At 66.2% G+C, this 23,696-nt stretch carries 24 protein-coding genes; 13 read left to right on the top strand and 11 right to left on the bottom strand.

Annotated features, from left to right (window positions below; genetic code table 11):
• Nucleotides 1–128: 128 nt before the first annotated feature.
• From lgt to M673_RS08250, 5 genes are all read left to right on the top strand, one after another.
• A complete protein-coding gene (lgt, locus tag M673_RS08270) occupies nucleotides 129–998 on the top strand; it encodes a prolipoprotein diacylglyceryl transferase (protein ID WP_061975242.1) in 870 nt (289 codons plus the stop codon).
• The gene (locus tag M673_RS08265; protein ID WP_061975240.1) at nucleotides 995–2,116 is read left to right on the top strand and encodes a class I SAM-dependent methyltransferase; all 1,122 of its coding nucleotides are present in this window, start codon (nucleotides 995–997) and stop codon (nucleotides 2,114–2,116) included. The genes lgt and M673_RS08265 overlap by 4 nt, the downstream gene beginning before the upstream one ends.
• 32 nt (nucleotides 2,117–2,148) lie before the next feature.
• Nucleotides 2,149–2,955, top strand: coding sequence for a peptidoglycan editing factor PgeF (gene pgeF, locus M673_RS08260; RefSeq protein WP_061977735.1), 807 nt, complete (start codon nucleotides 2,149–2,151; stop codon nucleotides 2,953–2,955).
• Nucleotides 2,956–2,982: 27 nt separating this feature from the next.
• Nucleotides 2,983–4,134 (top strand): M24 family metallopeptidase, encoded by a 1,152-nt coding sequence (locus tag M673_RS08255; protein WP_061975238.1) that lies wholly within the window; start codon nucleotides 2,983–2,985, stop codon nucleotides 4,132–4,134.
• A gap of 172 nt (nucleotides 4,135–4,306) precedes the next feature.
• Nucleotides 4,307–5,239, top strand: a complete 933-nt coding sequence (locus tag M673_RS08250) for a ribose-phosphate pyrophosphokinase (RefSeq protein ID WP_061975236.1) — start codon at nucleotides 4,307–4,309, stop codon at nucleotides 5,237–5,239.
• A gap of 8 nt (nucleotides 5,240–5,247) precedes the next feature.
• Here M673_RS08250 and M673_RS08245 read toward each other — a convergent pair whose 3' ends face one another.
• Entirely contained in the window at nucleotides 5,248–5,949 is a 702-nt protein-coding gene (locus M673_RS08245) for an HAD family hydrolase (protein WP_061975234.1), read from the bottom strand.
• Nucleotides 5,950–6,181: 232 nt separating this feature from the next.
• On the opposite strand from M673_RS08245, the gene M673_RS08240 reads away from it, so the two are divergent.
• The 5 genes from M673_RS08240 (at nucleotide 6,182) to M673_RS08220 (ending at nucleotide 9,778) form a co-directional block, all read left to right on the top strand.
• Nucleotides 6,182–6,811, top strand: a complete 630-nt coding sequence (locus M673_RS08240; RefSeq protein WP_061977734.1) for a 50S ribosomal protein L25/general stress protein Ctc — start codon at nucleotides 6,182–6,184, stop codon at nucleotides 6,809–6,811.
• Nucleotides 6,812–6,902: 91 nt separating this feature from the next.
• On the top strand, nucleotides 6,903–7,631 hold the full coding sequence (pth, locus tag M673_RS08235) for an aminoacyl-tRNA hydrolase (protein ID WP_061975232.1): 729 nt from the start codon (nucleotides 6,903–6,905) through the stop codon (nucleotides 7,629–7,631).
• A gap of 75 nt (nucleotides 7,632–7,706) precedes the next feature.
• Nucleotides 7,707–8,810, top strand: coding sequence for a redox-regulated ATPase YchF (gene ychF / locus M673_RS08230; protein ID WP_061975230.1), 1,104 nt, complete (start codon nucleotides 7,707–7,709; stop codon nucleotides 8,808–8,810).
• A 99-nt stretch (nucleotides 8,811–8,909) separates the two neighbouring features.
• Nucleotides 8,910–9,365, top strand: coding sequence for a MaoC family dehydratase (locus tag M673_RS08225; protein ID WP_061975228.1), 456 nt, complete (start codon nucleotides 8,910–8,912; stop codon nucleotides 9,363–9,365).
• Entirely contained in the window at nucleotides 9,362–9,778 is a 417-nt protein-coding gene (locus M673_RS08220; RefSeq protein WP_061975226.1) for a hypothetical protein, read from the top strand. Before M673_RS08225 ends, M673_RS08220 begins: the two co-directional genes overlap by 4 nt.
• Here the strand turns inward: M673_RS08220 and M673_RS08215 are convergent.
• From M673_RS08215 to M673_RS08190, 6 genes are all read right to left on the bottom strand, one after another.
• Complete coding sequence (locus tag M673_RS08215; RefSeq protein ID WP_061975224.1) at nucleotides 9,765–11,579, bottom strand: GGDEF domain-containing protein; 1,815 nt, start codon at nucleotides 11,577–11,579, stop codon at nucleotides 9,765–9,767. The genes M673_RS08220 and M673_RS08215 overlap by 14 nt on opposite strands.
• Nucleotides 11,580–11,722: 143 nt before the next feature.
• Complete coding sequence (locus M673_RS08210) at nucleotides 11,723–12,676, bottom strand: cytochrome c1 (protein WP_061975222.1); 954 nt, start codon at nucleotides 12,674–12,676, stop codon at nucleotides 11,723–11,725.
• Nucleotides 12,677–12,699: 23 nt separating this feature from the next.
• Nucleotides 12,700–13,998, bottom strand: a complete 1,299-nt coding sequence (locus tag M673_RS08205) for a cytochrome b (protein WP_061975220.1) — start codon at nucleotides 13,996–13,998, stop codon at nucleotides 12,700–12,702.
• 17 nt (nucleotides 13,999–14,015) lie between these two features.
• On the bottom strand, nucleotides 14,016–14,576 hold the full coding sequence (petA, locus tag M673_RS08200; protein ID WP_061975218.1) for a ubiquinol-cytochrome c reductase iron-sulfur subunit: 561 nt from the start codon (nucleotides 14,574–14,576) through the stop codon (nucleotides 14,016–14,018).
• Nucleotides 14,577–14,829: 253 nt separating this feature from the next.
• On the bottom strand, nucleotides 14,830–16,713 hold the full coding sequence (locus tag M673_RS08195) for an ABC transporter ATP-binding protein (RefSeq protein WP_061975216.1): 1,884 nt from the start codon (nucleotides 16,711–16,713) through the stop codon (nucleotides 14,830–14,832).
• Nucleotides 16,710–18,593, bottom strand: a complete 1,884-nt coding sequence (locus M673_RS08190; RefSeq protein WP_061977733.1) for an ABC transporter ATP-binding protein — start codon at nucleotides 18,591–18,593, stop codon at nucleotides 16,710–16,712. Before M673_RS08190 ends, M673_RS08195 begins: the two co-directional genes overlap by 4 nt.
• 161 nt (nucleotides 18,594–18,754) lie before the next feature.
• Here M673_RS08190 and M673_RS08185 point away from each other — a divergent pair, with 161 nt between their 5' ends.
• Nucleotides 18,755–19,210, top strand: coding sequence for a tRNA (cytidine(34)-2'-O)-methyltransferase (locus M673_RS08185; protein WP_061975214.1), 456 nt, complete (start codon nucleotides 18,755–18,757; stop codon nucleotides 19,208–19,210).
• Nucleotides 19,211–19,216: 6 nt separating this feature from the next.
• Here the strand turns inward: M673_RS08185 and M673_RS08180 are convergent, their stop codons facing one another.
• The gene (locus M673_RS08180; RefSeq protein ID WP_061975212.1) at nucleotides 19,217–19,480 is read right to left on the bottom strand and encodes a hypothetical protein; all 264 of its coding nucleotides are present in this window, start codon (nucleotides 19,478–19,480) and stop codon (nucleotides 19,217–19,219) included.
• A gap of 263 nt (nucleotides 19,481–19,743) precedes the next feature.
• Between M673_RS08180 and hemF the strand changes: the two genes are divergently transcribed.
• Both hemF and M673_RS23600 read left to right on the top strand, forming a co-directional pair.
• On the top strand, nucleotides 19,744–20,652 hold the full coding sequence (gene hemF / locus M673_RS08175) for an oxygen-dependent coproporphyrinogen oxidase (RefSeq protein ID WP_061975210.1): 909 nt from the start codon (nucleotides 19,744–19,746) through the stop codon (nucleotides 20,650–20,652).
• Between the two features lie 309 nt (nucleotides 20,653–20,961).
• Entirely contained in the window at nucleotides 20,962–21,138 is a 177-nt protein-coding gene (locus tag M673_RS23600) for a DUF1059 domain-containing protein (protein WP_082639238.1), read from the top strand.
• Nucleotides 21,139–21,208: 70 nt separating this feature from the next.
• Here M673_RS23600 and M673_RS08170 read toward each other — a convergent pair whose 3' ends face one another.
• The 3 genes from M673_RS08170 to M673_RS08160 are packed head-to-tail and all read right to left on the bottom strand — an operon-like array spanning nucleotide 21,209 to nucleotide 23,638.
• Nucleotides 21,209–22,453, bottom strand: coding sequence for a CCA tRNA nucleotidyltransferase (locus tag M673_RS08170; RefSeq protein ID WP_061975208.1), 1,245 nt, complete (start codon nucleotides 22,451–22,453; stop codon nucleotides 21,209–21,211).
• Entirely contained in the window at nucleotides 22,450–23,082 is a 633-nt protein-coding gene (locus M673_RS08165; protein ID WP_061975206.1) for a CoA pyrophosphatase, read from the bottom strand. Before M673_RS08165 ends, M673_RS08170 begins: the two co-directional genes overlap by 4 nt.
• Nucleotides 23,075–23,638, bottom strand: coding sequence for a DUF1285 domain-containing protein (locus M673_RS08160; RefSeq protein ID WP_061975204.1), 564 nt, complete (start codon nucleotides 23,636–23,638; stop codon nucleotides 23,075–23,077). The genes M673_RS08165 and M673_RS08160 overlap by 8 nt, the downstream gene beginning before the upstream one ends.
• Between the last annotated feature and the right edge of the window lie 58 nt (nucleotides 23,639–23,696).

Below are 23,696 nucleotides of genomic sequence, written 5' to 3'. Positions count from 1 at the left end.
CGTTCCTTGGAGGTAGGCGGTCGCGCGGCGCTTGGCAATGGAGCGCCGCGCGGCTTGACCGCGAGGCCGACCCGTCGCAAACGGTCCCGGCCGGCGCCACGCCCCGAAGCCAGAGAGATCTCGAGCCTATGCTGACGCAAGCCGCCCTGGGCATCCTCACCTATCCCCAGATCGATCCCGTGTTTCTCCAGATCGGCCCGATCGCGCTGCGCTGGTATGGCCTCGCCTATGTCGCGGGCATTCTCTGCGGCTGGATGTACGGGCGCCATCTCGTCTCCACCCCCCGCCTTTGGCCGAACGGCGTTTCGCCCATCACGAAGACGCAGATCGACGATTTCATCGTCTGGATCACGATCGGCATCGTGGCGGGCGGGCGGCTCGGTTCGATCTTCTTCTACGATTTCGACCGGATCGCCGCCGACCCGCTTTCGGCGTTTCGCATCTGGGAAGGCGGCATGTCCTTCCATGGCGGGCTGATCGGCGTGACGATCGCCATGCTCCTGTTCTGCCGGACGCAGAAAGTGCCCTTCTTCTCGCTGGTGGACGTCGTGGCTGCCTCCGTGCCCTTCGGCCTGTTCTTCGGGCGTATCGCCAATTTCATCAATGGCGAGCTTTGGGGCGCGCCGAGCAACGTCGCCTGGGCCATGGTCTTTCCGCATGGCGGGCCGGAACCGCGACATCCCAGCCAGCTCTATGAGGCAGCGCTGGAAGGCATCGTCCTGTTTCTGGCACTTCGCTTCATGACGCATGGGCTGAAGGCCCTGGGCCGCCCGCGCCTGACAGCTGGCGTCTTCATCTTCCTCTACGGCTGCGCCCGCATCTTCGTGGAGTTCTTCCGCATGCCGGACGCGCAGCTCGGCTATCTCCTCGGCACCGGCTGGGTGACGATGGGCATGATCCTCTCGGTGCCCATGCTGCTCGTCGGCGTCTGGGCCGTCCTGACCGCCAAGCCACGTGCCTATCGCGCTCCCGCCCCGGCGGAGCCCAGCCAAGCTTGAGCGCCGGAGAGCCGACGCCGCTCGACCGGCGCTTGCGCGAGACGATCAGGGCAGAGGGTCCGATGCGTCTCGACCGCTTCTGGAACATCGCCCTGTTCGACCGCGACCACGGCTACTACACCAGCCGCGATCCGTTCGGCGAGACGGGCGACTTCACCACCGCGCCCGAGATCAGCCAGATGTTCGGCGAACTCCTCGGCGCTTGGTTGGTGGCGGCGTGGCGCGGAATGGGCCGACCCTCGCCTTTTCTCCTGTGCGAGATCGGCCCTGGTCGCGGCTCGCTGATGGCCGACATCCTGCGCAGCGTGGGACAACTCGACCGCGACATGCTGCGCGCCGCGCGCGTGCGCCTTGTTGAAACCAGCGACCGGCTGGCAACCCGGCAGATCGAGCGCCTGTCGCGCTTCGACCTGCCCATAGGGCGCCATCGGCGCCTTGGCGAACTGGAGCCGCTGCCGCTTCTTCTCGTCGGCAACGAGCTTCTCGACGCGATCGCCATCCGCCAGATCCGCTTTTCCGCCGGTGCCTGGCGCGAGTGCGAGGTTACGCTGAACGATGAAGGAGCGCTCCAGCTTGGCGACGGCGCGCCGCTGCCTGCCGTCCCGGCGGCGCTGGCGCGGCTCGGGACTCCGACTGAGGGCGCGGTCTTCGAATTTTCGCCAGAGCGCGATCGCGTGGTGGCGGACCTGTCGCGGCATCTCGTGGCGCATGGCGGCGCCGCTGTTCTGATCGACTACGGTCATGCTTCCACAGGCTTCGGCGACACGCTTCAGGCCCTGCGTCGCCATCGCTTCGCTTCCGTTCTGGAGCGGGCCGGAGAAGCCGATATCACCAGCCATGTGGATTTCGAGCGGGTGCTGGAGGTCGCGCGCGGCACCGGCGTGCGGCACGCCGCCGCGACGACGCAGGGCGCCTTTCTCCTGGCGCTCGGTCTGCTGGAGCGGGCCGGCGCGCTGGGCGCGCCGCTGGACGAGGCCGGGCGCGCGGCCGTGACGCAGGCCGTGCATCGTCTCGCCGGAAACGGACCGAGCGACATGGGCGAACTGTTCAAGGTCGCCGCGCTCTCTACCCTTGCGCTCGAGCTGCCGCCTTTCTTGTCCGAAGGAGAGTTTCGTTGACTCCCGACGCCGCGTCCCCCACCATCCCGCCCATGCCCGATCGAAACCCGGCTTCCTCCCCACACCTGCGGCCCGACGACGTCCTGCAGGTCGAGGCGCTGCGGCGCACCGGCCGAGTAGACCACGCCTTCTTCACGCGCTCCGGCGGCGTTTCCGAAGGGCTTTATCGCGGTCTCAATGTCGGCGCCGGCTCCAGCGACGTGCCGGCGGACGTGGCGGAGAACCGGGCACTCGCGGCGCGCTTTCTCGGCCGGGCGGACGGCGCACTTGCAACGCCCTGGCAGATTCATTCGCCCGACGTCGCCGTCGTGGACGCGCCCTTCGGCGCGGAACGACCCAAGGCCGATGGCGTGGCGACGCGAGTGCGCGGCTTGCCTATCGGGGTGGTGACAGCCGATTGCGGACCAGTCCTGTTCAACGACGCGGAGGCCGGCGTGATCGGCGCCGCCCATGCCGGCTGGCGCGGGGCGCTCGGCGGGGTTCTCGACCGGACGGTGGAGGCGATGGAAGGCCTCGGTGCGCGGCGCGAGCGCATCACGGCCGTTCTCGGCCCCACCATCACCCAGCCGAACTACGAGGTGGACGCCGGGATGATGGAGCCCTTCCTGGTCGAGGACGGCGACAACGCCCGCTTCTTCGCTCCCGGCCGAAGCGAGGGGAAGCGACAGCTCGACCTGCCGGCCTATATCGTGGCCAAGCTCGCGCGGCTCGGCGCGGACGCCTCCTTCGTCGGCGCCTGTACCTATGCCGACGAAGCGCGCTTCTACTCGTTTCGCCGCACGACCCATCGCGGCGAGCCGGACTACGGCCGTCAGCTTTCGGCCATCGTTCTGCTCTGACCGCCGCCGCCAGCCGGAGCGAGACCCATGCTGCATTTTTCACCGGACGAATTCGCGACCCGTCGCGCCCGCCTCCAGGCCGAGATGAGCGAGCGCAAGCTGGACGCGCTGCTCGTCTTCGCCCAGGACTCCATGTACTGGCTGACCGGCTACGACACATTCGGCTTCCACTTCTTCCAGTGTCTGGTGGTGAAGGCCGACGGCGAGATGCGTCTCGTGACGCGCTCGGCCGATCTCCGGCAGGCGCGCCACACGTCCAATATCGAGACGATCGTGCTCTGGCGCGATCGCGGTGGTGCGAACCCCGCCATCGAGCTGCGCGACGTAATGGACGACATGGGCCTGCTCGGCGCGCGGGTCGGCGTGGAATGGGCGACACAGGGGCTGACCGCCGCCAACGGCCGCTTGGTGGAGGAGAAGCTCGGGTCCTTCGCGACGCTGCTCGACGCCTCCGATCTCGTGCCGACGCTGCGGCTGGTGAAGAGCGAAGCGGAAATCGCTTATGTCCGGGAGGCCGCCCGGATGGGCGACGACGCGTTCGAGGCCATGATGCCCCTGGTGCGCGAGGGCGCGGACGAGTCCGAACTGCTCCACGCGCTGCAAGGCTCGATCCTTCGCGCCGGCGGCGACTATCCCGCCAATCCCTTCATCCTCGGCTCGGGCGCGGACGCGCTGCTCTGCCGCTACCGCTCGGGTCGCCGCGCGCTGGCGGCGCAGGACCAGCTAACCGTGGAATGGGCCGGCGTGCGGGCCAACTACCATGCCCCCGCGATGCGCACCGTCATCGTCGGGCGCCCCTTGATGCGGCACGAGGAACTGTTCGAAGCGGCCCGGCAGGGAATGGCGGCGATCGAGGCCGTGATGCGCCCGGGCCATACGTTCGGCGACGTGTTCGACGCCCATGCCCGCGTGGTTGAGGAGCATGACATGGTGCGCCATCGCCTGTCGGCCTGCGGCTACTCGGTCGGCGCCCGCTTCGCGCCCTCCTGGATCGAGCCGCAGATGTTCGTGTCGGGCAATGCCGAGCCGATCCGGCCGGGCATGACGCTGTTCGCGCATATGATCCTGATGGATTCCGACAGCGAGACGGCCATGTCGCTCGGCCAGACCTACCTCACCACCGACGGGGCGCCGGAATCGCTCTCGCGCCTGGCGCTCGACCTTCCCTTCGTCGGATGAGGGCGTCGGCGCCATGCCACGCGGCGTTTGCCATTCCCACCGGATTTATGGGCGGCAAGCTTGAATCTTTCCATGATCTTGTTATGAGCGCCGCAACGGCGGACGGCTTGACGGCGTCTCCAAATTCGCTCAGCGGCGCGACGCGAATCCTCATGCACTGGTGCGGGACACGATGAAACTCTTTGTCGGCAACTCCAATCGCAGCCTCGCCGAAGCCATCGGCAAGTATCTGGAGCTGCCTCTCGGCCTCGCATCGGTGAAGCGTTTCGCGGACCAGGAAATCTTCGTCGAAATCCAGGAGAACGTGCGCGGCGAGGACTGTTTCGTCATTCAGTCCACCTCGTATCCCGCCAACGATCATCTGATGGAACTGCTCATCATGATCGACGCGCTGCGGCGCGCCTCGGCGCGACGCATCACCGCCGTCCTGCCCTATTTCGGCTATGCGCGGCAGGATCGGAAGGCTGGCGGCCGCACCCCGATCTCGGCCAAGCTGGTGGCCAACATCATCACCGAGGCCGGCGCCGACCGCGTGATGACGATGGATCTCCATGCCGGGCAGATCCAGGGCTTCTTCGACATTCCGACCGACAATCTCTTCGCGGTTCCCCTCCTGGCGCGCGACATCAAGGAACATCTGGAGACCGACCATGTCATGGTCGTCTCGCCAGATGTCGGCGGCGTGGTGCGCGCCCGCTCGCTCGCCAAGCGCCTCGACGCGCCGCTGGCCATCGTCGACAAGCGCCGCGAAAAGCCGGGTGAGTCGGAGGTGATGAACATCATCGGCGACGTGAAGGGGCGGCACTGCATCCTGATCGACGACATCATCGATTCCGGCGGCACGCTCTGCAACGCGGCGGACGCGCTGATGGCAGCCGGCGCCAAGGGCGTCCGCGCCTATATCACGCATGGCGTGCTGTCCGGCGGGGCGGTGGCGCGCATCGCCGCCTCCAGCATCGAAGAGCTGGTCATCACCGATTCGATCGAGCCGACCAAGGCGATCCGCGAAGCCCGCAACATCCGCGTCGTCACCACCGCGACGCTGCTGGGCGAAGCCATCTCGCGCACCACGACCGAGCAGTCCGTCTCCTCGCTCTTCGACTGATCCCGGCTCTACCCGCCGATCGACCGGATCAGGGCGGGAAGGTCTGCCAGCCCCTCGATGCGCCGAAATCGCGGCGCTTCCAGCGGTGCCTCGGCGTGTTCGTATTCCCAGGTCAGTTCATGGGGCATGTGGACGCCCCAGCTTCCGGCGGCGAGCGCGGGTAGAACGTCCGAGCGCAGCGAGTTGCCCACCATCATGGCCCGCTCCGGCCCGTCGCCATGCCGGGCGAAGATCCGGGCGTAGGTCGCCTCAGTCTTGTCCGAGACGATCTCCACGGCTTGGAAGAGATCGCCGAGCCTCGAGGCCGCGAGCTTGCGCTCCTGGTCGAACAGATCGCCCTTGGTGATGAGCACGAGGCGGTACTCGCCCGACAGGCTCTCCAGCGTCTCACGCGCATCGGGCAGCGTCTCGACCGGGTGACGCAGCATCTCCCGGCCGAAACCGAGGATCTCCTCGACGAGGCTCGCGGGAGCCCTCCCCTCCGTCAGCTGGATCGCGGTCTCGATCATCGACAGGGTGAAGCCTTTGATGCCGAAGCCGTAAAATTCGAGATTGCGCTTTTCCGTGTCGAGAAGGCGTCGGCCGATCGCCGCGGCGTCACCATGCTCGGCGAGAAGGTCGACGAAGCGCTGCTCCGTCAGCCGAAAGAAGGTTTCGTTCTGCCAAAGCGTGTCGTCGGCATCGAAGCCGATCGTGGTGAGCGTGGACATGCGCCTTCTTTCCTGAGCCACGGGAATCCTAGCCCCGACGCCCCGGAGCTGCAATCGGCGCGCACTTCTTGCGGAAAAGGCGTCTCCGCGCTATAGGCACCCCGTCCGCGCGGACACCCTTGGAGGCAGCGCGGACGAAAAGCGGCCTGCCATGGCCGCTTTTCGTCGTTTCGGTCCGCCGCTGGCGGATACCGCCTCGACAACCTCTGAACGAACCCAAAAGGAATTCATCATGAGCGAGAGCTACACGGTCAAGGCCGAGCTGCGCGAGAAGGTCGGCAAGGGGGCCGCCAGGTATCTGCGCCGCAACAACATGGTTCCGGCCGTCATCTACGGCGATAAGCAGGACGCCCTGCCGATCGCCGTCCCCTACAAGGAAACCTTCCTCAAGCTTCACGCCGGTGGCTTCCTGACCACCGTCGCGACGATCGAGGTCGGCGGCCAGTCGATCCGCGTCCTGCCGAAGGACTACCAGCTCGACGTCGTCAAGGACACCTTGACCCATGTCGACTATCTCCGCGTGTCGGCGCGCACGGTCGTGACCGTCCGCATCCCCGTGCACTTCGAGAACGAAGACGCGGCGCCCGGCATCAAGGGCAAGAACGGCACGCTCAACGTCGTCCACCACGACATCGAAGTGCATTGCTCGGCCGAGTCGATCCCCGAGGGCTTCACGCTCGACGCGGGCCAGCTCGACATCGGTGACGCGCTCCACGCGTCCGACCTGAAGCTGCCGAAGGGCGTTTCGCTGTCGACGGACGAAGACTTCGTGATCGCCACCGTCGTTCCGCCGATGGGCGAAGAGGCGGACGAAGTCGAAGGCGCCGAGACCGCCGTCGCCGGCGAGGCCGAAGACAAGTAAGCCGCACGCGGCTGCTCCTGCTGGCGCGGGCGAGGCTTCCTCGCCCGCGCCCTCTTCAATGCGCGAGAGACGGCACGAAGGATCCCGCGACATGCTGCTGATGGTCGGATTGGGCAATCCTGGCCCGCAATACGAGGGCAACCGGCACAATATCGGTTTCATGGCGGTGGACGAGATCGCCCGCGCCTTCCGGTTCGGCCCCTGGACCCGCAAGTTCCATGGCGAGATCGCGGAAGGTTCGATCGAGGGCGAGAAGGTTCTTCTTCTGAAGCCGCTCACCTTCATGAACGACAGCGGGCGCTCGGTGCAGGCCGCCGTCAGCTTCTACAAGATCGCGCTTGCCGACCTCGTCGTCTTCCATGACGAGCTGGACCTGCCGCCCGGCAAGGTGCGGGTGAAGACCGGCGGCGGCCATGGCGGCCACAACGGACTGCGCTCGATCGACGCCCATTTGGGCAAGGACTATCGCCGCGTGCGGCTCGGCATCGGCCATCCCGGCTCGAAGGAGCGGGTCAACCCGCATGTGCTGGGCGACTTCGCCAAGGTAGATCGCGAATGGCTGGAGATGCTGCTCGGCGAGATCGCCCGCCATGCCGGCGCGCTGGTCAAGGGCGAGGACGCGGTCTTCATGAACCGACTTTCGCTCGCCACCGGCGGCTCGCAGGAACCGGCGGGCGCCAAGGGCGCTGCGCCCAGATCCGCCGCCGCCGCGCCAAAGGGCCAGAGCCATATCCGGCAGGCTCGCGCGGGCGGCAAGCCCGCCCTCCCCGCCACTGGCCCGATGGCCGGAATGCTCAAGAAGCTGTTCGGCGGCGACTGAGTTTCACTTCACCATCGCCCGCCCTCGCGGCGCGGCGCCGGGCGCCTGACGCGCCCTTGAGATCGAGGAACGAGCATGGGCTTTCGCTGCGGTATCGTGGGGCTTCCGAACGTCGGCAAGTCGACCCTCTTCAACGCGCTGACCAAGACGGCGGCGGCGCAGGCCGCGAACTATCCGTTCTGCACGATCGAGCCGAACACCGGCGATGTCGGCGTGCCGGACAAACGCATGGGCGCCATCGCCAAGATCGGCAAGTCGGCACAGATCATCCCCACCCGCATCACCTTCGTGGACATTGCCGGCCTGGTGCGCGGCGCCTCGAAGGGCGAAGGTCTAGGCAACCAGTTCCTCGCCAATATCCGCGAAGTGGACGCCATCGTCCATGTGCTGCGCTGTTTCGAGGACGACGACATCACGCATGTCGAGGGCCGCATCAACCCGGTTGCGGACGCCGAGACGGTCGAGACCGAGCTCATGCTCTCCGACCTCGAAAGCCTGGAGCGCCGCATCACCGGCACCCGCAAGAAGGCGCAGGGCAAGGACAAGGAGGCCATGGCGCAGCTTCCCGTGATGGAAGCGACGCTTGCCCGCCTTCAGAACGGCGAGCCCGCGCGCGTGCTCCTGGCCGGCTTCGACGCCGACGACCGGCGCGAGCTGCGCAATCTCAATCTCTTGACCTCCAAGCCGGTTCTCTATGTCTGCAACGTCGCCGAAGGCGATGCGGCCACCGGCAATGAGCACAGCCGCGCCGTGGACGAGATGGCTCAGCGCCAGGGCGCGCGCTCGGTCGTCATCTCCGCCGCGATCGAGGCCGAGATCGCCCAGCTCGGCGAAGATGAGGTCGGCGAATATCTCGACGCGATGGGTCTTGCCGAGCCCGGCCTCGACCGGCTGATCGCTGAGGGCTACGGGCTTCTCGACCTCATCACCTATTTCACGGTAGGCCCGAAGGAGACGCGTGCCTGGACGGTGAAGCGCGGCGCGAAGGCCCCGCAGGCCGCCGGCGTGATCCACACCGATTTCGAGAAGGGCTTCATCCGCGCCCAGACCATCGGCTACGACGATTTCGTCGCGCTGGGCGGCGAAGTCGCGGCCAAGGAAGCCGGCAAGGCGCGCGACGAAGGCAAGGAATATGTCGTTCAGGACGGCGACATCATGATGTTCAAGTTCAACGTCTGATCCGAGTGAAGGTGCCGGGCCGGATGCAAGTCCGGCCCGTCTGGCGCCCGTTCCCGGCTTCCCTTATCCTGCCCCCGAGCAGCGTTTTGGGAGGCCTTGTTGCGTTATTTCGAAGACTTCACGCCGGGTACGCAGTTCTCGCTCGGCCCCTATACGGTCGAGCGCGAGGCGGTTCTGGACTTCGCCCGATCCTTCGATCCTCAGCCCTTCCATCTCGACGAGGACGCGGCGAACCGGTCGCTGTTGGGCGGCCTCTCGGCCTCGGGCTGGCACACGACGGCGATGATGATGCGCATGATGTGCGACAGCTTCCTGCTCGACTGCGCCTCGCATGGATCGCCCGGCGTGTCGGAGATCAAGTGGCTGCGCCCCGTTCGTCCGGGCTATGTCCTGATCGGCGAGGCGGAGGTGCTGGAAGGCCGCCTCTCGCAGTCCCGCCCCGGCTTCGGCATCTGCCAGATGCGCAACACGCTGCGCGAGCAGGGCTCGGGCGAGACGCTGCTCCTGTGCGACTATGCCGTCTTCCTCCAAAGTCGTCCTGCCGACTCGCCATGAGCGCCTACGAGCGGATCGAGATCGGGCGCCGTGACGATCTCGGCACCTATTGCTTCGAGCCGAGCGGGGTGGACGCTTTCCTCCGGCATTTCGATCCGCTCGCCGCGCGCGAGCCACCGGGCGGCCATGTCTCACCATGGCATGTCGCGGCGGCCTTCATGCGGCTCAATGTCGAATTCCATCGCAAGGGCGCGGAGTTCGCCTTCGGCCCCTCTCCCGGCGTGTCCGATCTCGTCTGGCATCGGGCAGTTCTGGCGGGTGAGACGCTTCGCTACACGCAGACCGTGACGGGCAAGCGTCGCACGGCCCGGCTTGCCGGTTGGGGGCTGCTGACGACCCATATCGAGGCGCATGACGAAACTGGCGATCTCGTCTTCTCGATGACGGGCCGTGTTCTGGTCAGGACCGACTGACGGCCTTCATCCCTTTGGATGGGGCGGCAGGGGGCCCGAACTTGACGTCGGCCCAGTTGGCGACGATCCGGTTGGTGATGCGCACGCGGTTCCGCCCCGCCATCTTAGCGGCATAGAGCGCCTCGTCGGCGTATTCGTGCAGGGCGGTCCAGTCCGCGCCCTGATGCGCACCGAAAGCGATGCCAAAGCTGGCGGTCACGCGCAGCGGCTTCAGCCCTTCGCCGATGGGAACGGCCGTCGCTTCGATCCGCGCCCGCAGCCGTTCCGCCAGCATCTGCGTCTGGACGAGATCCCCGTCCCAAAGAAGGATCGCGAACTCCTCCCCGCCATAACGCCCGACGACGCCCGTCAGCCCTACTTCCGTGTCGAGCACACGGGAGATGGCCTGCAGCACGATGTCCCCTGCCTTATGGCCATAGGTGTCGTTCACCGCCTTGAAGTGATCGATATCCAGCGTCAAGAGCGCGATGTCGCCGGAGAGCGAAAGGCTCGGCGGCGGCCCGCTGTGGCGCGTCGCGTCGAAGCCCCGACGATTGAGAAGACCTGTCAGTTCGTCGGTCACCGACAGAAGCCGCAGCCGCTCCGCCAGAGCCGCGCGCTCGCCATCGAGCGCGATCCGCTCGCGCTCGCGATCCTGCAACGTCTGGAGCGCGCCGAACAGGCTGCGCACCTGAGGCACGGAGCCCGTATAGGGCAAGGTCGTGATCGTCCGCCGTTCGCTGATCGAGAGGATTTGGTCTCGGAAGTCCAGAAGAGGACGAAGCACCTGACGGTATGTGTTCCAGGCCAGAAGCGGCAGGATCGACAGGATGACGCTCGTCAGCACGAGGCTGGCCACCATGCGGATGGTCGCCAGCGCGGAGAAGTCCTTGGCCTCCATGGTCATGCGGCCGAGATAGAGATCGCGCAACTGGGCGATCGGCTCCGTCGTGGGTCGATAGACCTCGAGGATACGGTCGGCCGATGGCATCGTGCGAAAATTGCCGATCGCGGCGCGCTCGATCTGCCGGCTGAGAAACGGCAAGCCCTTGCCGAGATAGTCGGAGCGCAAGCGCTCCAGCGCCGCAGGAAGTTCGCCCGCGTCCTCGCCGAACACGAGTTGGGACGCGCCGACATCCCAGAGGGCATGAATGCGCTGGGTGATCCGCAGCGCTTCCATCTGTGCGTCACGCGGCAGCGCCGTTCCGGCGGCGACGTAGGGCAGCATGACGGAGGGCAACCGCAGGGCGGACTCATGCAGCGAGGCGAGAAGGCGAACCATCCCGACCTTTCCGCCGAGCCCGGGATCGGCCGTCTCGATGCGACGGCAGACGATGGCGAGCATCGGCGCGATCGTCTCCGACGAGGAGATCATGTCGCGGATGACCGAGGTCCGAACGCCGACGGCGTAGGAGGTCGACGTAATATCCAGGAGACCGTCGCCCCGCGCCCGCGTGCTCTTCAGCTGGGCCTTGAGGAAGGCGAAGTTCAAGGTGGAGCCAAGACCGGTCTGTTCGGCCCGCTGCTCGAAGCGGTCCAGTGCCTCGTCGGTGTGTCGCCGCAACTGCACCAGGAGCTCGCGGCGTCCGCGATCCTCGCTTTCGGTATAGGCCAGATCCGCTTCCAGCGGAGCACGTTCCTCGACGATCGCATTGGCCGCATGGAAGGCGAGTTCGAAGGTCTGCAACTCTTCCAGGCTGGCGCTGGCACGGGACTTCATCGCCATCGCGGAGGACAGCGTCATGATGCCGAGGACGGCGGACGCCATCAACAGCACGATCATGCCGGCTTGAAACACCTCCAGGGCATTAGGACGGCGCATTCAGTCCTCCGAACGAACGAAGCGAGGATGGCCACCAAGTCTGAAGGAAGCGTGCAAATACGAAACGATTTAGTCGCGTATAGCAATAAATAAGGGGACCGAAGCCCCCTTATCGCAGTTTCCGTGGTCGAGGCGACGATGCGTCAGTGCGCCGTGCCGGCCCAGATCCGCTTCTTGACCAGCCGCAGCATGATCGCGAAGCCGATCAGGAAGATCATCACCACGAGACCGGTCGCCTTGCGCTCCACGAGATGGGGCTCAGCCGTCCACATGAGGAAGGCCGAAACGTCCCGCGCATACTGATCCAGGGTCTGCGGAGCGCCATCGTCATAGACGACCTGACCGTCGCTCAAGGGCGGGGCCATGGCGAGCGCCGGACCGGAGATGAAATGCGGGTTGTAGTAGGTGCCTGGCTGGACCACCGTGCCTTCGGGCGGCGTCTCGCCATAACCCGTCAGCAGCGAATGGACGTAGTTCGGGCCGCCTTCCGCATATTGCGTGAAGATGTCGAACACGAACGTCGGGAAGCCACGCTCCACCGCGCGAGCCTTGGCGATAAGCGAGAGATCCGGCGGATGGGCCCCGCCCAGCGCCGCCGCTGCGGCTTCTGGGTTCGGGAAGGGCGCGGGCAGACGGTCGGCCGGGATGCCGGGCCGCTGGAACATCTCGCCCTGGGCGTTCGGCGCCGGGTCGGTGATCTGATACTGCGCAGCCAGCGCACGCACCTGCGCCTCGGAATAGCCGAGGGCGGTGAAGTTGCGGAACGACACCAGATTCATCGAGTGGCAGGCCGAGCACACCTCCTTGTAGACCTTAAGGCCACGTTGGAGCTGCCCGATATCCCAATGGCCGAACGGACCGGCGAAGCTCCAGCTGAGCAGCTGAGGCTTCTTGAGAGGGTAGTGCGGCGTGCCGTGCTCGGCCGCACCGCCCTCGGCGTGGGCTGCTTCCGTGCCGCTCCCGGCTTCGGGCGCCGCACCCGGCGGCTGGCCGACCTCCGGCACACTGGCCGGCGGAGTTGCGGCGTCCTGCGCCATGGCCGGCATGGCCACGCCCAGGAGACAGGCCGCGAGAGCGGCTGCAAGACGTCTCTTCATGGCAGTGCTTTCCCCCCGCGCCATCAGCCTTTGGTTTCCGGCGTCGCCGTCGCGCCCGCGGGCACGGAGCGGCTGCCGCCATTCTTGGCGAGCACGGCTTCGGTGATCGAGTTCGGCAGTTTGTACGGCTTCTCGATCAGGCCGAGCACCGGCAGCACGATCAGGAAGTGGCCGAAATAGTAGATCGTGCCGATCAGCGCGAGGATGGGATAGATGCCCTCGGCGGGACGCGAGCCGAGCCAGCCCAGGATCACGGCGTTCACCGCGAAGATCCAGAAGAAGATCTTGTAGATCGGCCGGTAGTTGGTCGAGCGCACCCGGCTCGTGTCCAGCCAAGGCAGGAAGAGCAGGATGATGATCGAGGCGAACATCACCAAGACGCCGCCGAGCTTGGAATCGATCGGCCCGACGTTGAAGGTGATGGCGCGCAGCATGGCGTAGAACGGCAGGAAGTACCATTCGGGCACGATATGCGCCGGCGTCTGCAGCGGGTTGGCGGGGATGTAGTTGTCGGGATGGCCGAGATAGTTCGGGATGTAGAAGACGAAATAGGAGAAGACGGCCAGGAACACGATCATGGCGAGGCCGTCCTTGATCGTCGCATGCGGCGTGAAGGGCACCGTGTCCTTGGACGACTTGATGTCGACGCCGGTCGGGTTGGTCTGGCCAGTCACGTGCAGCGCCCAGATGTGCAGGATCACGAGACCCGCGATCATGAAGGGCAGGAGATAATGCAGGGCGAAGAAGCGGTTCAGCGTCGCGTTGTCGACGGCGAAGCCGCCAAGCAGAAGCGTCTGGATCGCATGGCCGACGCCCGGGAAGGCGGTGAAGAAGCCGGTGATGACGGTGGCGCCCCAGAAGGACATCTGGCCCCAGGGCAGGACGTAGCCCATGAAGGCGGTTGCCATCATGAGAAGGAAGATGATGACGCCGAGAATCCAGAGTACCTCGCGCGGCGCCTTGTAAGAGCCGTAGTAGAGGCCACGGAAGATGTGGATATACACGGCGATGAAGAAGAAGGACGCGCCGTTGGCGTGGAGATAGCGCAGGAGCCAGCCCCAGTTCACGTCGCGCATGATGCTTTCGACGGACTGGAAGGCGATGCCGGAATTGGCGGCGTAATGCATCGCCAGGACGACGCCGGTCAGGATCTGGATGCCCAGGAACAGCGCCAGGATGCCACCGAACGTATAGGCGTAGTTCAGGTTTCGCGGCACCGGAAAGGCCACGAAGGAATCGTAGAGAAGCCGCGGCAGCGGGAGGCGCGCATCAAGCCAGCGCATCACGCCGCTCGACGGCACGTAGGACGAATGACCGCTCATGATCGGTTGCCTCTCCCTTAGCCGATGCGAATGGTGGTGGGTGTCGTGAACTGGTAGAGCGGAATCGCCATGTTCTCCGGCGCAGGTCCCTTACGGACGCGGCCGGCGGTGTCATAGTGCGATCCGTGGCAAGGGCAGAACCAGCCGTCGTAGTCACCCGACTTGCCATTGGGCACGCAACCGAGATGCGTGCACACGCCCACCATGACGAGCCAGTTTTCACGGCCCACCACGGTGCGGTTCACGTCCGTCGCCGGCGAATCGGCCGGGATGTTGGCGTTGCGGGCGATCGGGTCCTTCAACTCGCCAAGCGAGACGGCGCGCGCCTCCTCGACTTCCTTCGCCGTGCGCTGGCGAATGAAGATCGGCTTGCCGCGCCATTTGGCGGTGATGGACTGCCCTTCGGCCACCTGGGACACATCGACATCGACCTGCGCGAGCGCGAGGGCGGCGGCGTCCGGATTCATCTGGTCGATGAACGGCCAGACGGCGGATGCAACGCCCACGACACCGGCCGCGCCCGTGGCGATGAAGAGAAAATCCCGTCGAGTGGGTTCACTGCTGTGGTCGACGCTCACGGGTCCCTCCCCCTAGTTCGAGAACCAAGGGCGTGAGCGCCCCGATCCGATCGTCACTGCCGGCAAGCCCCCCAAAAGACAAACCGGCCAACGGGGCGCGAAGCCCTGTTTTCGGCCATTTTTCTATGCGGCGCATTGGAACTTGTCCAGACTGAGACGGCAACAGAAGCCACTCTGTCGCTGCCCTCGCGAAAGCTTTGCGCGCCTGGCAACGGGTTTTGGCAGGAAAGACCCACCAGCGGGTCCGGCTGGTCTATTCCGCCGCGTCCTCGGCCAAGAAACCGCCTGACTGCCGCCGCCAAAGCGAGGCGTAGAGACCGCCGCGCCGAACCAGCTCGGCATGGCTCCCCTCCTCCACGATCCGCCCACCGTCGATCACCACGAGCCGGTCGAGGCTGGCGATGGTGGAAAGGCGGTGCGCGATGGCGATCACGGTCTTTCCCTCCATCATCGCGCTCAAATTGTCCTGGATGGCGGCCTCGACCTCCGAATCGAGCGCCGAGGTCGCCTCGTCCAGAACGAGGATCGGCGCGTCCTTCAGAAACACGCGCGCGATGGCGATACGCTGGCGCTGGCCGCCCGAGAGCTTGACGCCGCGCTCGCCGACATAGGCGTCCATGCCCGAGCGCCCGTTCGGGTCGCGCACGCGCTGGATGAAGTCCAGCGCGTCGGCCCGGCGCGCGGCGGTCTCCACCTCGGCTTCCAAGGCCTCCGGCCGGCCATAGGCGATGTTGTCGCGAATCGATCGGTGGAACAGCGAGGTATCCTGCGTGACGACGCCGACGGCGCCGCGCAGCGAAGCCTGAGCGACGTCCGCGATGTCCTGCCCGTCCACGAGGATCTGTCCCTTCTCGACGTCGTAGAGACGCAGGAGCAGGTTGACGAGCGTCGTCTTACCGGCGCCCGAACGTCCGACGAGACCGATCTTCTCGCCGGCTCTCACGCGCAGATTGAAGTTTTCGATAATCCCGCCGCCCTTGCCATAATGGAAGGTGACATTGCGGAACTCCACCGCGCCGCCGGAGGGCTGGAGATCGGGAGCCTCCGGCCGGTCGAGAAGGGTCGGCGCGAGGGTCACCGTGCCGACCGCGTCCTGAATCGTGCCGTAGTTGCGTACGAGGCCATTGATGTTGAACATCATCCAGCCGCTCATCTGGTTGAGCCGCAGCACGAGGCCGAGCGCGGCCGCGACATCGCCCGTGCTGGCGCCGCCCGCCGTCCAGGACTGGATCGCCAGCGCACCGATCGCCGTCATCATCGCGCCGTTGAGCAGCGCCACCGCCGTTCGCACGGCAGTTATGGCGCGCGTCATGGAGCGCACCGAATCAACGAAGCGGCGGAACCCGTCGAGCACGAAAGCGTCTTGCCGCCGCGACGTGTCAAAGAGCTTCACGGCGAGGATATTGGTGAAACTGTCGACGATCCGGCCGGACATGACGGAGCGCGCGTCGGCCGTTTCGCGGCCGGAGCGGCGGATGCGCGGCAGAAGATGGCGCACGATCCAACCATAGCCCACCGCCCAGACGAGGAGCACGACGCCCATGCGCCAGTCCATGGCGCCCAGGATGGCGACGGCGAGCACCGCGAAGGTGATGAAGCTCCAGAAGGTCTGGAGCGTGGTGACGATGAAATCGCCCGTCGCCTCGCCGACCTGCTGCACCTTCTGCGCGATGCGGCCGGCGAAGTCGTTCTGATAGAACGTGTAGGACTGGTCCATCAGCCGGCGATAGGCCTGCCAGCGAATGCGATTGTAGAGCGAGGGCACGACGATCTGCTGCTCGAGCACGGAGGCCGCGAACAGGATCGCCGTGCGAAACACCAGCGTCAGCAGCGCCAGACCGACGAGCAGGCCGAAATGGTCGGCGATCAGCGTGGCCGGAGACGAGGAGCCCAGTGCGTCCACCACCCAGCCGACCGCGGCATAAAGCAGCGCATCGACGCCGCCGGTGAGCCCACCTGTGACCAGAAGCGCCAGGAACGGCCCTTTCGCCTCGCGCGCGAAGTGCCAGATGAAGCGGTTGGTCTCGCTCGGCAGCGGCGGCAGGGCGCCGACGCGGCGCGCGCCCGCCCCTTCCGCGCCACCTTCGCCATAAGGATCGATGACGCGCTCGAAACGCTTGAGAACCCGTTCCATCATTCGGCGGCTCGCGTCCGATCGAGGTCTTCTCCCTCGTCGTCCGCATCCAGGAAGCCGCCGACTTGGCGGCGCCAGAGCGAGGCGTAGAGACCGCCGCGCTCCAGAAGCTCGGCATGCGTCCCCTGTTCCACGATGCGACCCTTGTCGAGCACGACGAGCCGGTCGAGCGCGGCGATGGTGGAAAGGCGATGGGCGACGGCGATGACGGTCTTGCCTTCCATCAGACGGTAGAGATTTTCCGCGATCGCCGCTTCGACCTCCGAATCCAGCGCCGAGGTGGCCTCGTCCAGAAGCAGAATCGGCGCGTCCTTCAGCATGACGCGGGCGATCGCGATCCGCTGGCGCTGACCGCCCGAGAGCTTGACGCCGCGCTCGCCCACTTCCGCGTCGAGCCCCTTGCGCCCGTCATTGTCGGAAAGAGCCGCGATGAACTCACCGGCCTCCGCCCGCTCGATGGCGCGGGCGAGATCGTCCGGCGTCGCGTCCGGCCGTCCATAGAGAATATTGTCGCCGATCGTGCGGTGGAGGAGCGAGGTGTCCTGCGTGACCACGCCGATCTGCGAACGCAGCGAGTTCTGCGTGACCTTCGAAATGTCCTGCCCGTCGATCAGGATGCGCCCGCTTTCCACGTCGTAGAAGCGCAGGAGAAGATTGAGCAGCGTCGACTTGCCCGCGCCCGAGCGGCCGACGAGGCCGATCTTCTCGCCGGGGCGGATCGTCAGGGTAAAATCCTGCAGAACCGGGCCGGCCGCGCGATGCGACACGGCGGAGCGGTAGGAGAAGCCGACCTTCTCGAACCGCACCTCGCCCTCGCGCACGGCCAGCGCCTTCGCGCCCGGCGCGTCGAGCAGCGCGACGGGCTGGGTGAAGGTCGAGATGCCGTCACGGATCGTACCGATATTCTCGAAGAGTTCGGACACCTCCCACATGATCCATTGGCTCATGCCGTTGAGGCGCAGAACGAGGCCGAGGCCGACCGCGATGGCGCCGACGCTGAGAAGCTCGTTCACCCAAAGCGCGATGCCGACCGTGCCGACCGAGAAGAGCAGAACCGAGTTCAGGAAATAGAGCGTCGAGAAGAAGAGATTGATGAGCCGCGCCTGCCCGCGCACCGTGACCAGGAACCCTTCCATGGAGCGGCGAGCATGCACCGCCTCGCGCTCGGTATGGGCGAAGAGCTTCACGGTGCCGATGTTGGAATAGGCGTCGACCACCCGGCCCGTCATCGCCGCGCGCGCGCCGGCCTGCTCGGAAGCAACGCGCATCAGACGCGGAATGAAGAAGCGCAGGAGCATGATGTAGAAGCCGAGCCAGACCACGAAGGGCAGCACGAGACGCCAGTCGGCGGAGGCGATCATTACCAGGATGCCGGTGAAGTAAACGAAGACGTAGAGCATCACGCCGATCGACTTCATCACCGTTTCGCGCACGGCAAGCGCGGTCTGCATCAGCTTGGTGGAGATGCGCCCGGCGAACTCGTCCTGAAAGAAGCCGAGCGACTGGTTGAGGAGCCAGTTGTGGACGCTCCAGCGAAAGCGCATCGGAAAATTGGCGAAGATCGCCTGGAACGAGATGAGCGAGGAAGCGAAGGTAAGGAGCGGCAAAGCCAGGAGCACCACGCCGCCGATCAGCGCCAGACGCCAGCCCTCGGTCTGCAGGAAGGTCTCGCGCGGGGTCGAGGACAGCCAGTCGACGATCTGCCCGAGAAAGCCGAAAAGCGAGACTTCGATCGCCGAGACGAGCGCGGTGCCGATGGCATAGAGCAGAAGCAGCGGCCAGATCGGACGCGCGTAGTGCCAGATGAAGCCGAAGAGGGTCGAGGGCGGGCTCGCCCGCTCCTGCGGAAAGGCGTCGACGAGGCGTTCGAAATAGGAAAACATGAGGCCGGTCCGATACAGCAAGGCACGCGCCCGCGCCGGAGCCTGAGCGGTTCCGAAACAGGATCATGACGCTCATATAGGCAGTCCCGCCGCGCTTTCATGACAATGACACGTGCCCGGGCGCCGACTTCCCGCCGATTTCTCCATGAGACGATGCCGCCATGCCCCTTTCGATCGCCCTTTATCAGCCCGACATCGCCGGCAACACGGGCACGCTGCTGCGTCTCGGCGCCTGCCTCGGGCTCGACATCGAGATCATCGAGCCGGCAGGGTTCGACCTGTCGGACCGCAATCTGAAACGCGCGGGCATGGACTATCTGGAAATGGCGCGGCTGGTGCGGCATGTGGATTTCGAGGCTTTCCAGGAGGCGCGGCGGCAATCCGGCCGCCGGCTCGTGCTCTCCACGACGCGCGGCGCGACGGACTATCGCGACGTGGCCTTCACCAGCGACGATATCCTGCTCTTCGGGCGGGAAAGCGCGGGCGTGCCCGAGACCGTGCATGCCTTGGCCGACATTCGCGTGACAATCCCCATGCAGCCCGGCGCCCGTTCGCTGAATCTGGCGGTCAGCGCCGCCATGGTGGCGGGCGAGGCGCTGCGGCAGCTTCGGGTGTGAGAGAATTTAGTCGGCGGTCGGCAGTCGGCGCATGGTGAACTCCACCTCGCCGCCGGGCAGGAGCCGCCAGCTTTCGACCTGCGTCCAATAGGCGGCCTTCGGAAAACGCTCGAACCATTCGCGCGCCTTGGTTCGCGCTTCCTCGCGCGGCAGGGTAAACGTCTCGCGCAGGAACGGATCGCTCGGCTGGCCCGCGCGCGGCGCCCTGCCCCGGCGCAGCTGCCGCCGGAGACCGTCCAGGGGAGGCTTGTGATGGCGTCCAGAGGTCACGTTCAGGCTTGGCCCCAGTCTAACCGCACTCCTTATATGGAGAGCGCGCGCGCCTTGAGGAGTCGGCCGGGCTTGAAACCGTGGATCGTCTGGCAGTGCGGAAGAACCCGGCTTTTCCATGTCAGGACTTGCTGTTAGAGCATTTCCAGGCAAAGCGGCCACGCCTTGCCAGGGATAACGCGGCAAAATCTGAGAAAGAGCCAGAGCGTCGCGGGTCAACCGCGAAGGCAAAGGGCCGCGAAGGCAAAGGAAAGACGCGCAGGATGGATCGCCCCGAACTGCCCCAAGGCCTTCCCGCCGAGATCGACCAGAAAAAGGAACTGGCCCGCGTCTGGTTCGAGGCCCTTCGGGACCGGATCTGCCAGAGTTTCGAGCAGCTCGAGGACGAGTTCGGCGAGGAGACGGGCCTGCCCGCCGGCCGTTTCGAACGCACGCCCTGGAACCGCGACAAGGAAGGCGGCGGCGGCGTCATGTCGATGATGCATGGCCGCGTCTTCGAGAAGGTGGGCGTGCACACGTCCACGGTGTTCGGCGAATTGTCGGAGGATTTTTCCAAGCAGATTCCCGGTGCCACCAGCGATCGCAGCTTCTGGGCCTCGGGCATCTCGCTGATCGCGCATATGCGCAATCCCAACGTGCCTGCGGTGCACATGAACACGCGCATGGTGGTCACGACCAGCCAGTGGTTCGGCGGCGGGGCCGATCTGACGCCGACCCTGGACCGGCGCCGCACGCAGGAAGACCCCGACACCCAGGCCTTCCACAAGGCGCTTCGCTTCGTCTGCGAGCGGCATTCCGACGTGGCGGACTATGGTCGGTTCAAGGACTGGTGCGACGAGTACTTCTTTCTTCCGCATCGCAACGAGGCGCGCGGCGTCGGCGGCATCTTCTACGACTGGCTGCATGCGCCGGAGGAAAAGGGCGGCTGGGAAGCGGACTTCGCCTTCACCAAGGATGTCGGCAAGGCCTTCCTCGTGGTCTACCCCCATCTCGTGCGGCAGAACGTGACCAAACCTTTCACCGAAGCCGATCGCGACGAGCAGCTGGTGCGCCGTGGGCGCTATGTCGAGTACAACCTCCTGTACGACCGGGGCACGCTGTTCGGCCTGCGCACGGGCGGAAACGTCAACTCGATCCTCTCCTCTTTGCCGCCCCTGGTGAAATGGCCGTAAGCGACTAGTCTTGGAACGATTATAACGGACACTCTCTCGACAAAGATATTGTACGAGTAATTCAGTCTTTCCGGTTTGGACCGAGAGCCAGTTAAGAAAAAATTGATGGACAATGCCCGCTTCTGCTCAATGGGGTGGTTCACAATTCGTCGAAGCCTGTTAACATCAGTTTACCCAGGACAACCTGTGGGCAGTGCGTGCGGCTTTTGGGATATACCGTGCGTCGAGCCGATCCCGAGCCGACTCGTCAAACCGTCAGCGCGACCTTTCATCGGTCCTGCCTGACCATTCCGACCAGGGAGGCTTCGCATGTTCGAACTCAATTGTTCCGGTGTCATTCCAGGCTGCGATCGTGTCATTCGTGCGGAGTCCCAGGCGGAAGTCATCCGCCGCGCGGTGGAGCAGGCCAAACAACTCGGCGTTCCCACCATCACGCCCCGAATGATGGACGCGTTCCGCCAAGGCCTTCACGAAACCGCCCATTGAGGCGACACTCTCGTTAGCCACATGTCGGCGGGCCGCAAGCGGCCCGCTTTTTTGTTGCCGCGTGTCATATCTAATCCGGCGAGACAGACGCCAGAAGCGCCTCGCGCTTCAGCGTGAAGCCGCTTTCCGCCCAGCGCCGCTTCAGCGCGTCGAGATGGCGGCCGAGATCGGGGCCGGGCCGGATGCCGCGCTCCGCCAGATCATGGCCCGACACGGGAAATTCCGGCGGATCGAACCGTTCGGCCTCGGCCAGCCGCGTCGACAGGCGCGCCAGGACCTCCAGCCCCGAACTGTCCGATCCCGCCTTGGCCCGCGCGCTGGCAAGGCGCAGGCGCAGCCGGTCCACGATCGCCGCGCGGTTGCCAAACAGGAGACGAGCGCGAAACGCGCCGTCGGACTCGTCGGCGCGCGGCTCTTCCGCCATGGCCCAGGCGGTCATCCGATCGCGATCGATATTCGACAGGCGCAGGCGCTTGGCGAGCGCGGCCATGCGCTCAGGGTCGGGCGGCACGATGGCCTGCAGCCGGCGCAGCGCGTCTGGCGCCCAGCCGAGCGCACGTTCGGTCTCGGCCAGCGCCGGCAGCGCATCGATGCCCCATTTCTCGCTTTCCGGCAGGACGCGGCTGAGCACGCCCGACTGGCGCATCCAAAGCAGCGCGCGGCCGGGGTCAGGGGCGCCCAGAAGCTTGCGCAGCTCGGCCCAGACCCGCTCGGCAGATAGTTGGTCGAGCCCGTCCTTCAGCCGCGTGGAGGCGCGGATGCCGTCGGCGTCCGGCCGACCCTGCCCGTACCAGGCGAAGAACCGGTAGAAGCGCAGGATGCGGAGGTAGTCCTCCTCGATCCGCTGCCCGGCGTCGCCGATGAAGCGCAGCGTGCCGGACCCAAGATCGGCGACCCCGCCGACGAGGTCCACCACCTCGCCGTCCGCCCGTGCGTAAAGAGCGTTGATGGTGAAGTCGCGCCGCTCGGCGTCGCTGCGCCAGTCCTTGCCAAAGCGGACCTTGGCACGCCGCCCGTCGGTCTCGACGTCCTGGCGAAGCGTCGTCACCTCGAAGGGGCGCCCCTGCGCCACGGCCGTCACCGTGCCGTGCTCGATGCCGGTCGGCACTGCCTTGAACCCGGCGGCCTCGATGCGGCGCACCGTCTCCGCGGGCTCGCTGGTCGTCGCGATATCGATATCGGTGATGTCGCGGCCCATCAGCTCGTTGCGCACCGCGCCGCCGACCACCCGCGCCTCGTCCCCCTCGACCGACAGGCAGGCCAGAAGCCGCTGGAGCGTCTCGTCGCGGAGCCATTCGGCGTCGATGCGTGTCATGATCTGTAGAGCCTTTCGTAGAGCGTGCGCAGGATGCCCGCCGTCACGCCCCAGATCATCCGGTCCCCGAAGGGCATGGAGTAGAAAAACCTCATATGGCCCGCCCACTCCCGGCTGTCACGCCGATGGTTGGCCTCGTCCATGAGAAAGCGCAGCGGCACTTCGAAGATGTCGGCGACCTCGGCCGGGTCAGGCCGCAGCGCGAAGCCCGGCCGCACGATGGCCAGAACCGGCGTGATGCGAAAGCCCGTCGTGGTGCGATAGCGCGGCAGGCGGCCGAGCGTCTCGACGAAGCTCTCCTCCAGCGCGATCTCCTCGCGCGCCTCTCGCAAGGCGGCGGCTTCGACGCTCGCGTCCTCCGGGTCCACCGAACCGCCGGGAAAGGCGATCTGGCCGGAATGCTTGCGAAGCCCGGTGGCGCGCGTGGTCAGGATGACGGTGGCGCCCTCCGGCCGGTCCACGATGGGAACCAGAACGGCCGCCTCGCGCGCCGCAGCGCGCTCCACCAATTGTTCGAGATCAGGGTTCAGGACATGGTCGCCGCTGTCATGTTCGAGATCGGCCGTGCCCCGCGCCAGGACGCGGCGCCGCACATCGGCCGCGCTCCAATTGTCCGCCGTCTCAGACATGGTCCGGCATGTCCGGTAGCGGGAAGAACGCCCCGCCCGAGGCGATGCCCCATTGGCCGTCCCGCTCCTCGGCCAGCCCCGCGAGGTCGAAGGCGAGCGAGCGCGTCAGCCGCGCTTCGAGGCCGCCGCGCACGAGAAGATAGGGCCGAAACCCGTCCGCATCCGAAGCGAAGCGAAGCGAGTGCTCCGCTCCCGCTTCCACGAGATCCCCGACATTGGTGCGAAAGGCGAGATGGCGCGCGCCGTCGCGGCTCTCTGCGCTCATCTCGACGGCTAGGAAGGGTGCGTCCTCGACCTCGATCGTCAGTTTCTCCACAGGCGTGACGAGCACGAAGCGACCGTCCGCCTCTCGCCGCAGGATGGTGGCGAAAAGGCGCACCAGCGCTTCGCGATGGATGGGTTGCCCCTCGTGAACCCAGGTTCCGTCCTGCCGGATGCGCAGGTCCATCGCCCCGCAATCGGACGGATTCCATTGCTCCACCGGCGGCGCGGAGAGCCCGGCGCGCTCTGCACGCGCGGCCAGGGCCTCCAGACTGATCTCACTCGCTTGCGACATGCTGTCCCCTGTCCTATGCCGCTGGACGTCTCGGGTTCGCGCCCGGATCACATCCGCG

This window comes from Aureimonas sp. AU20, from assembly GCF_001442755.1.
GTDB lineage: Bacteria > Pseudomonadota > Alphaproteobacteria > Rhizobiales > Rhizobiaceae > Aureimonas.
This window is presented reverse-complemented; position numbering and strand designations above follow the sequence as displayed.

Coding starts and splice junctions, on each gene's coding strand:
- lgt (WP_061975242.1), top strand. CDS start 129: ATGCTGACGCAAGCCGCCCTGGGCATCCTCACCTATCCCCAGATCGAT.
- pgeF (WP_061977735.1), top strand. CDS start 2,149: ATGCCCGATCGAAACCCGGCTTCCTCCCCACACCTGCGGCCCGACGAC.
- M673_RS08255 (WP_061975238.1), top strand. CDS start 2,983: ATGCTGCATTTTTCACCGGACGAATTCGCGACCCGTCGCGCCCGCCTC.
- M673_RS08250 (WP_061975236.1), top strand. CDS start 4,307: ATGAAACTCTTTGTCGGCAACTCCAATCGCAGCCTCGCCGAAGCCATC.
- M673_RS08245 (WP_061975234.1), bottom strand. CDS start 5,949: ATGTCCACGCTCACCACGATCGGCTTCGATGCCGACGACACGCTTTGG.
- M673_RS08240 (WP_061977734.1), top strand. CDS start 6,182: ATGAGCGAGAGCTACACGGTCAAGGCCGAGCTGCGCGAGAAGGTCGGC.
- pth (WP_061975232.1), top strand. CDS start 6,903: ATGCTGCTGATGGTCGGATTGGGCAATCCTGGCCCGCAATACGAGGGC.
- ychF (WP_061975230.1), top strand. CDS start 7,707: ATGGGCTTTCGCTGCGGTATCGTGGGGCTTCCGAACGTCGGCAAGTCG.
- M673_RS08220 (WP_061975226.1), top strand. CDS start 9,362: ATGAGCGCCTACGAGCGGATCGAGATCGGGCGCCGTGACGATCTCGGC.
- M673_RS08215 (WP_061975224.1), bottom strand. CDS start 11,579: ATGCGCCGTCCTAATGCCCTGGAGGTGTTTCAAGCCGGCATGATCGTG.
- M673_RS08210 (WP_061975222.1), bottom strand. CDS start 12,676: ATGAAGAGACGTCTTGCAGCCGCTCTCGCGGCCTGTCTCCTGGGCGTG.
- M673_RS08205 (WP_061975220.1), bottom strand. CDS start 13,998: ATGAGCGGTCATTCGTCCTACGTGCCGTCGAGCGGCGTGATGCGCTGG.
- M673_RS08195 (WP_061975216.1), bottom strand. CDS start 16,713: ATGATGGAACGGGTTCTCAAGCGTTTCGAGCGCGTCATCGATCCTTAT.
- M673_RS08190 (WP_061977733.1), bottom strand. CDS start 18,593: ATGTTTTCCTATTTCGAACGCCTCGTCGACGCCTTTCCGCAGGAGCGG.
- M673_RS08185 (WP_061975214.1), top strand. CDS start 18,755: ATGCCCCTTTCGATCGCCCTTTATCAGCCCGACATCGCCGGCAACACG.
- hemF (WP_061975210.1), top strand. CDS start 19,744: ATGGATCGCCCCGAACTGCCCCAAGGCCTTCCCGCCGAGATCGACCAG.
- M673_RS23600 (WP_082639238.1), top strand. CDS start 20,962: ATGTTCGAACTCAATTGTTCCGGTGTCATTCCAGGCTGCGATCGTGTC.
- M673_RS08170 (WP_061975208.1), bottom strand. CDS start 22,453: ATGACACGCATCGACGCCGAATGGCTCCGCGACGAGACGCTCCAGCGG.
- M673_RS08165 (WP_061975206.1), bottom strand. CDS start 23,082: ATGTCTGAGACGGCGGACAATTGGAGCGCGGCCGATGTGCGGCGCCGC.
- M673_RS08160 (WP_061975204.1), bottom strand. CDS start 23,638: ATGTCGCAAGCGAGTGAGATCAGTCTGGAGGCCCTGGCCGCGCGTGCA.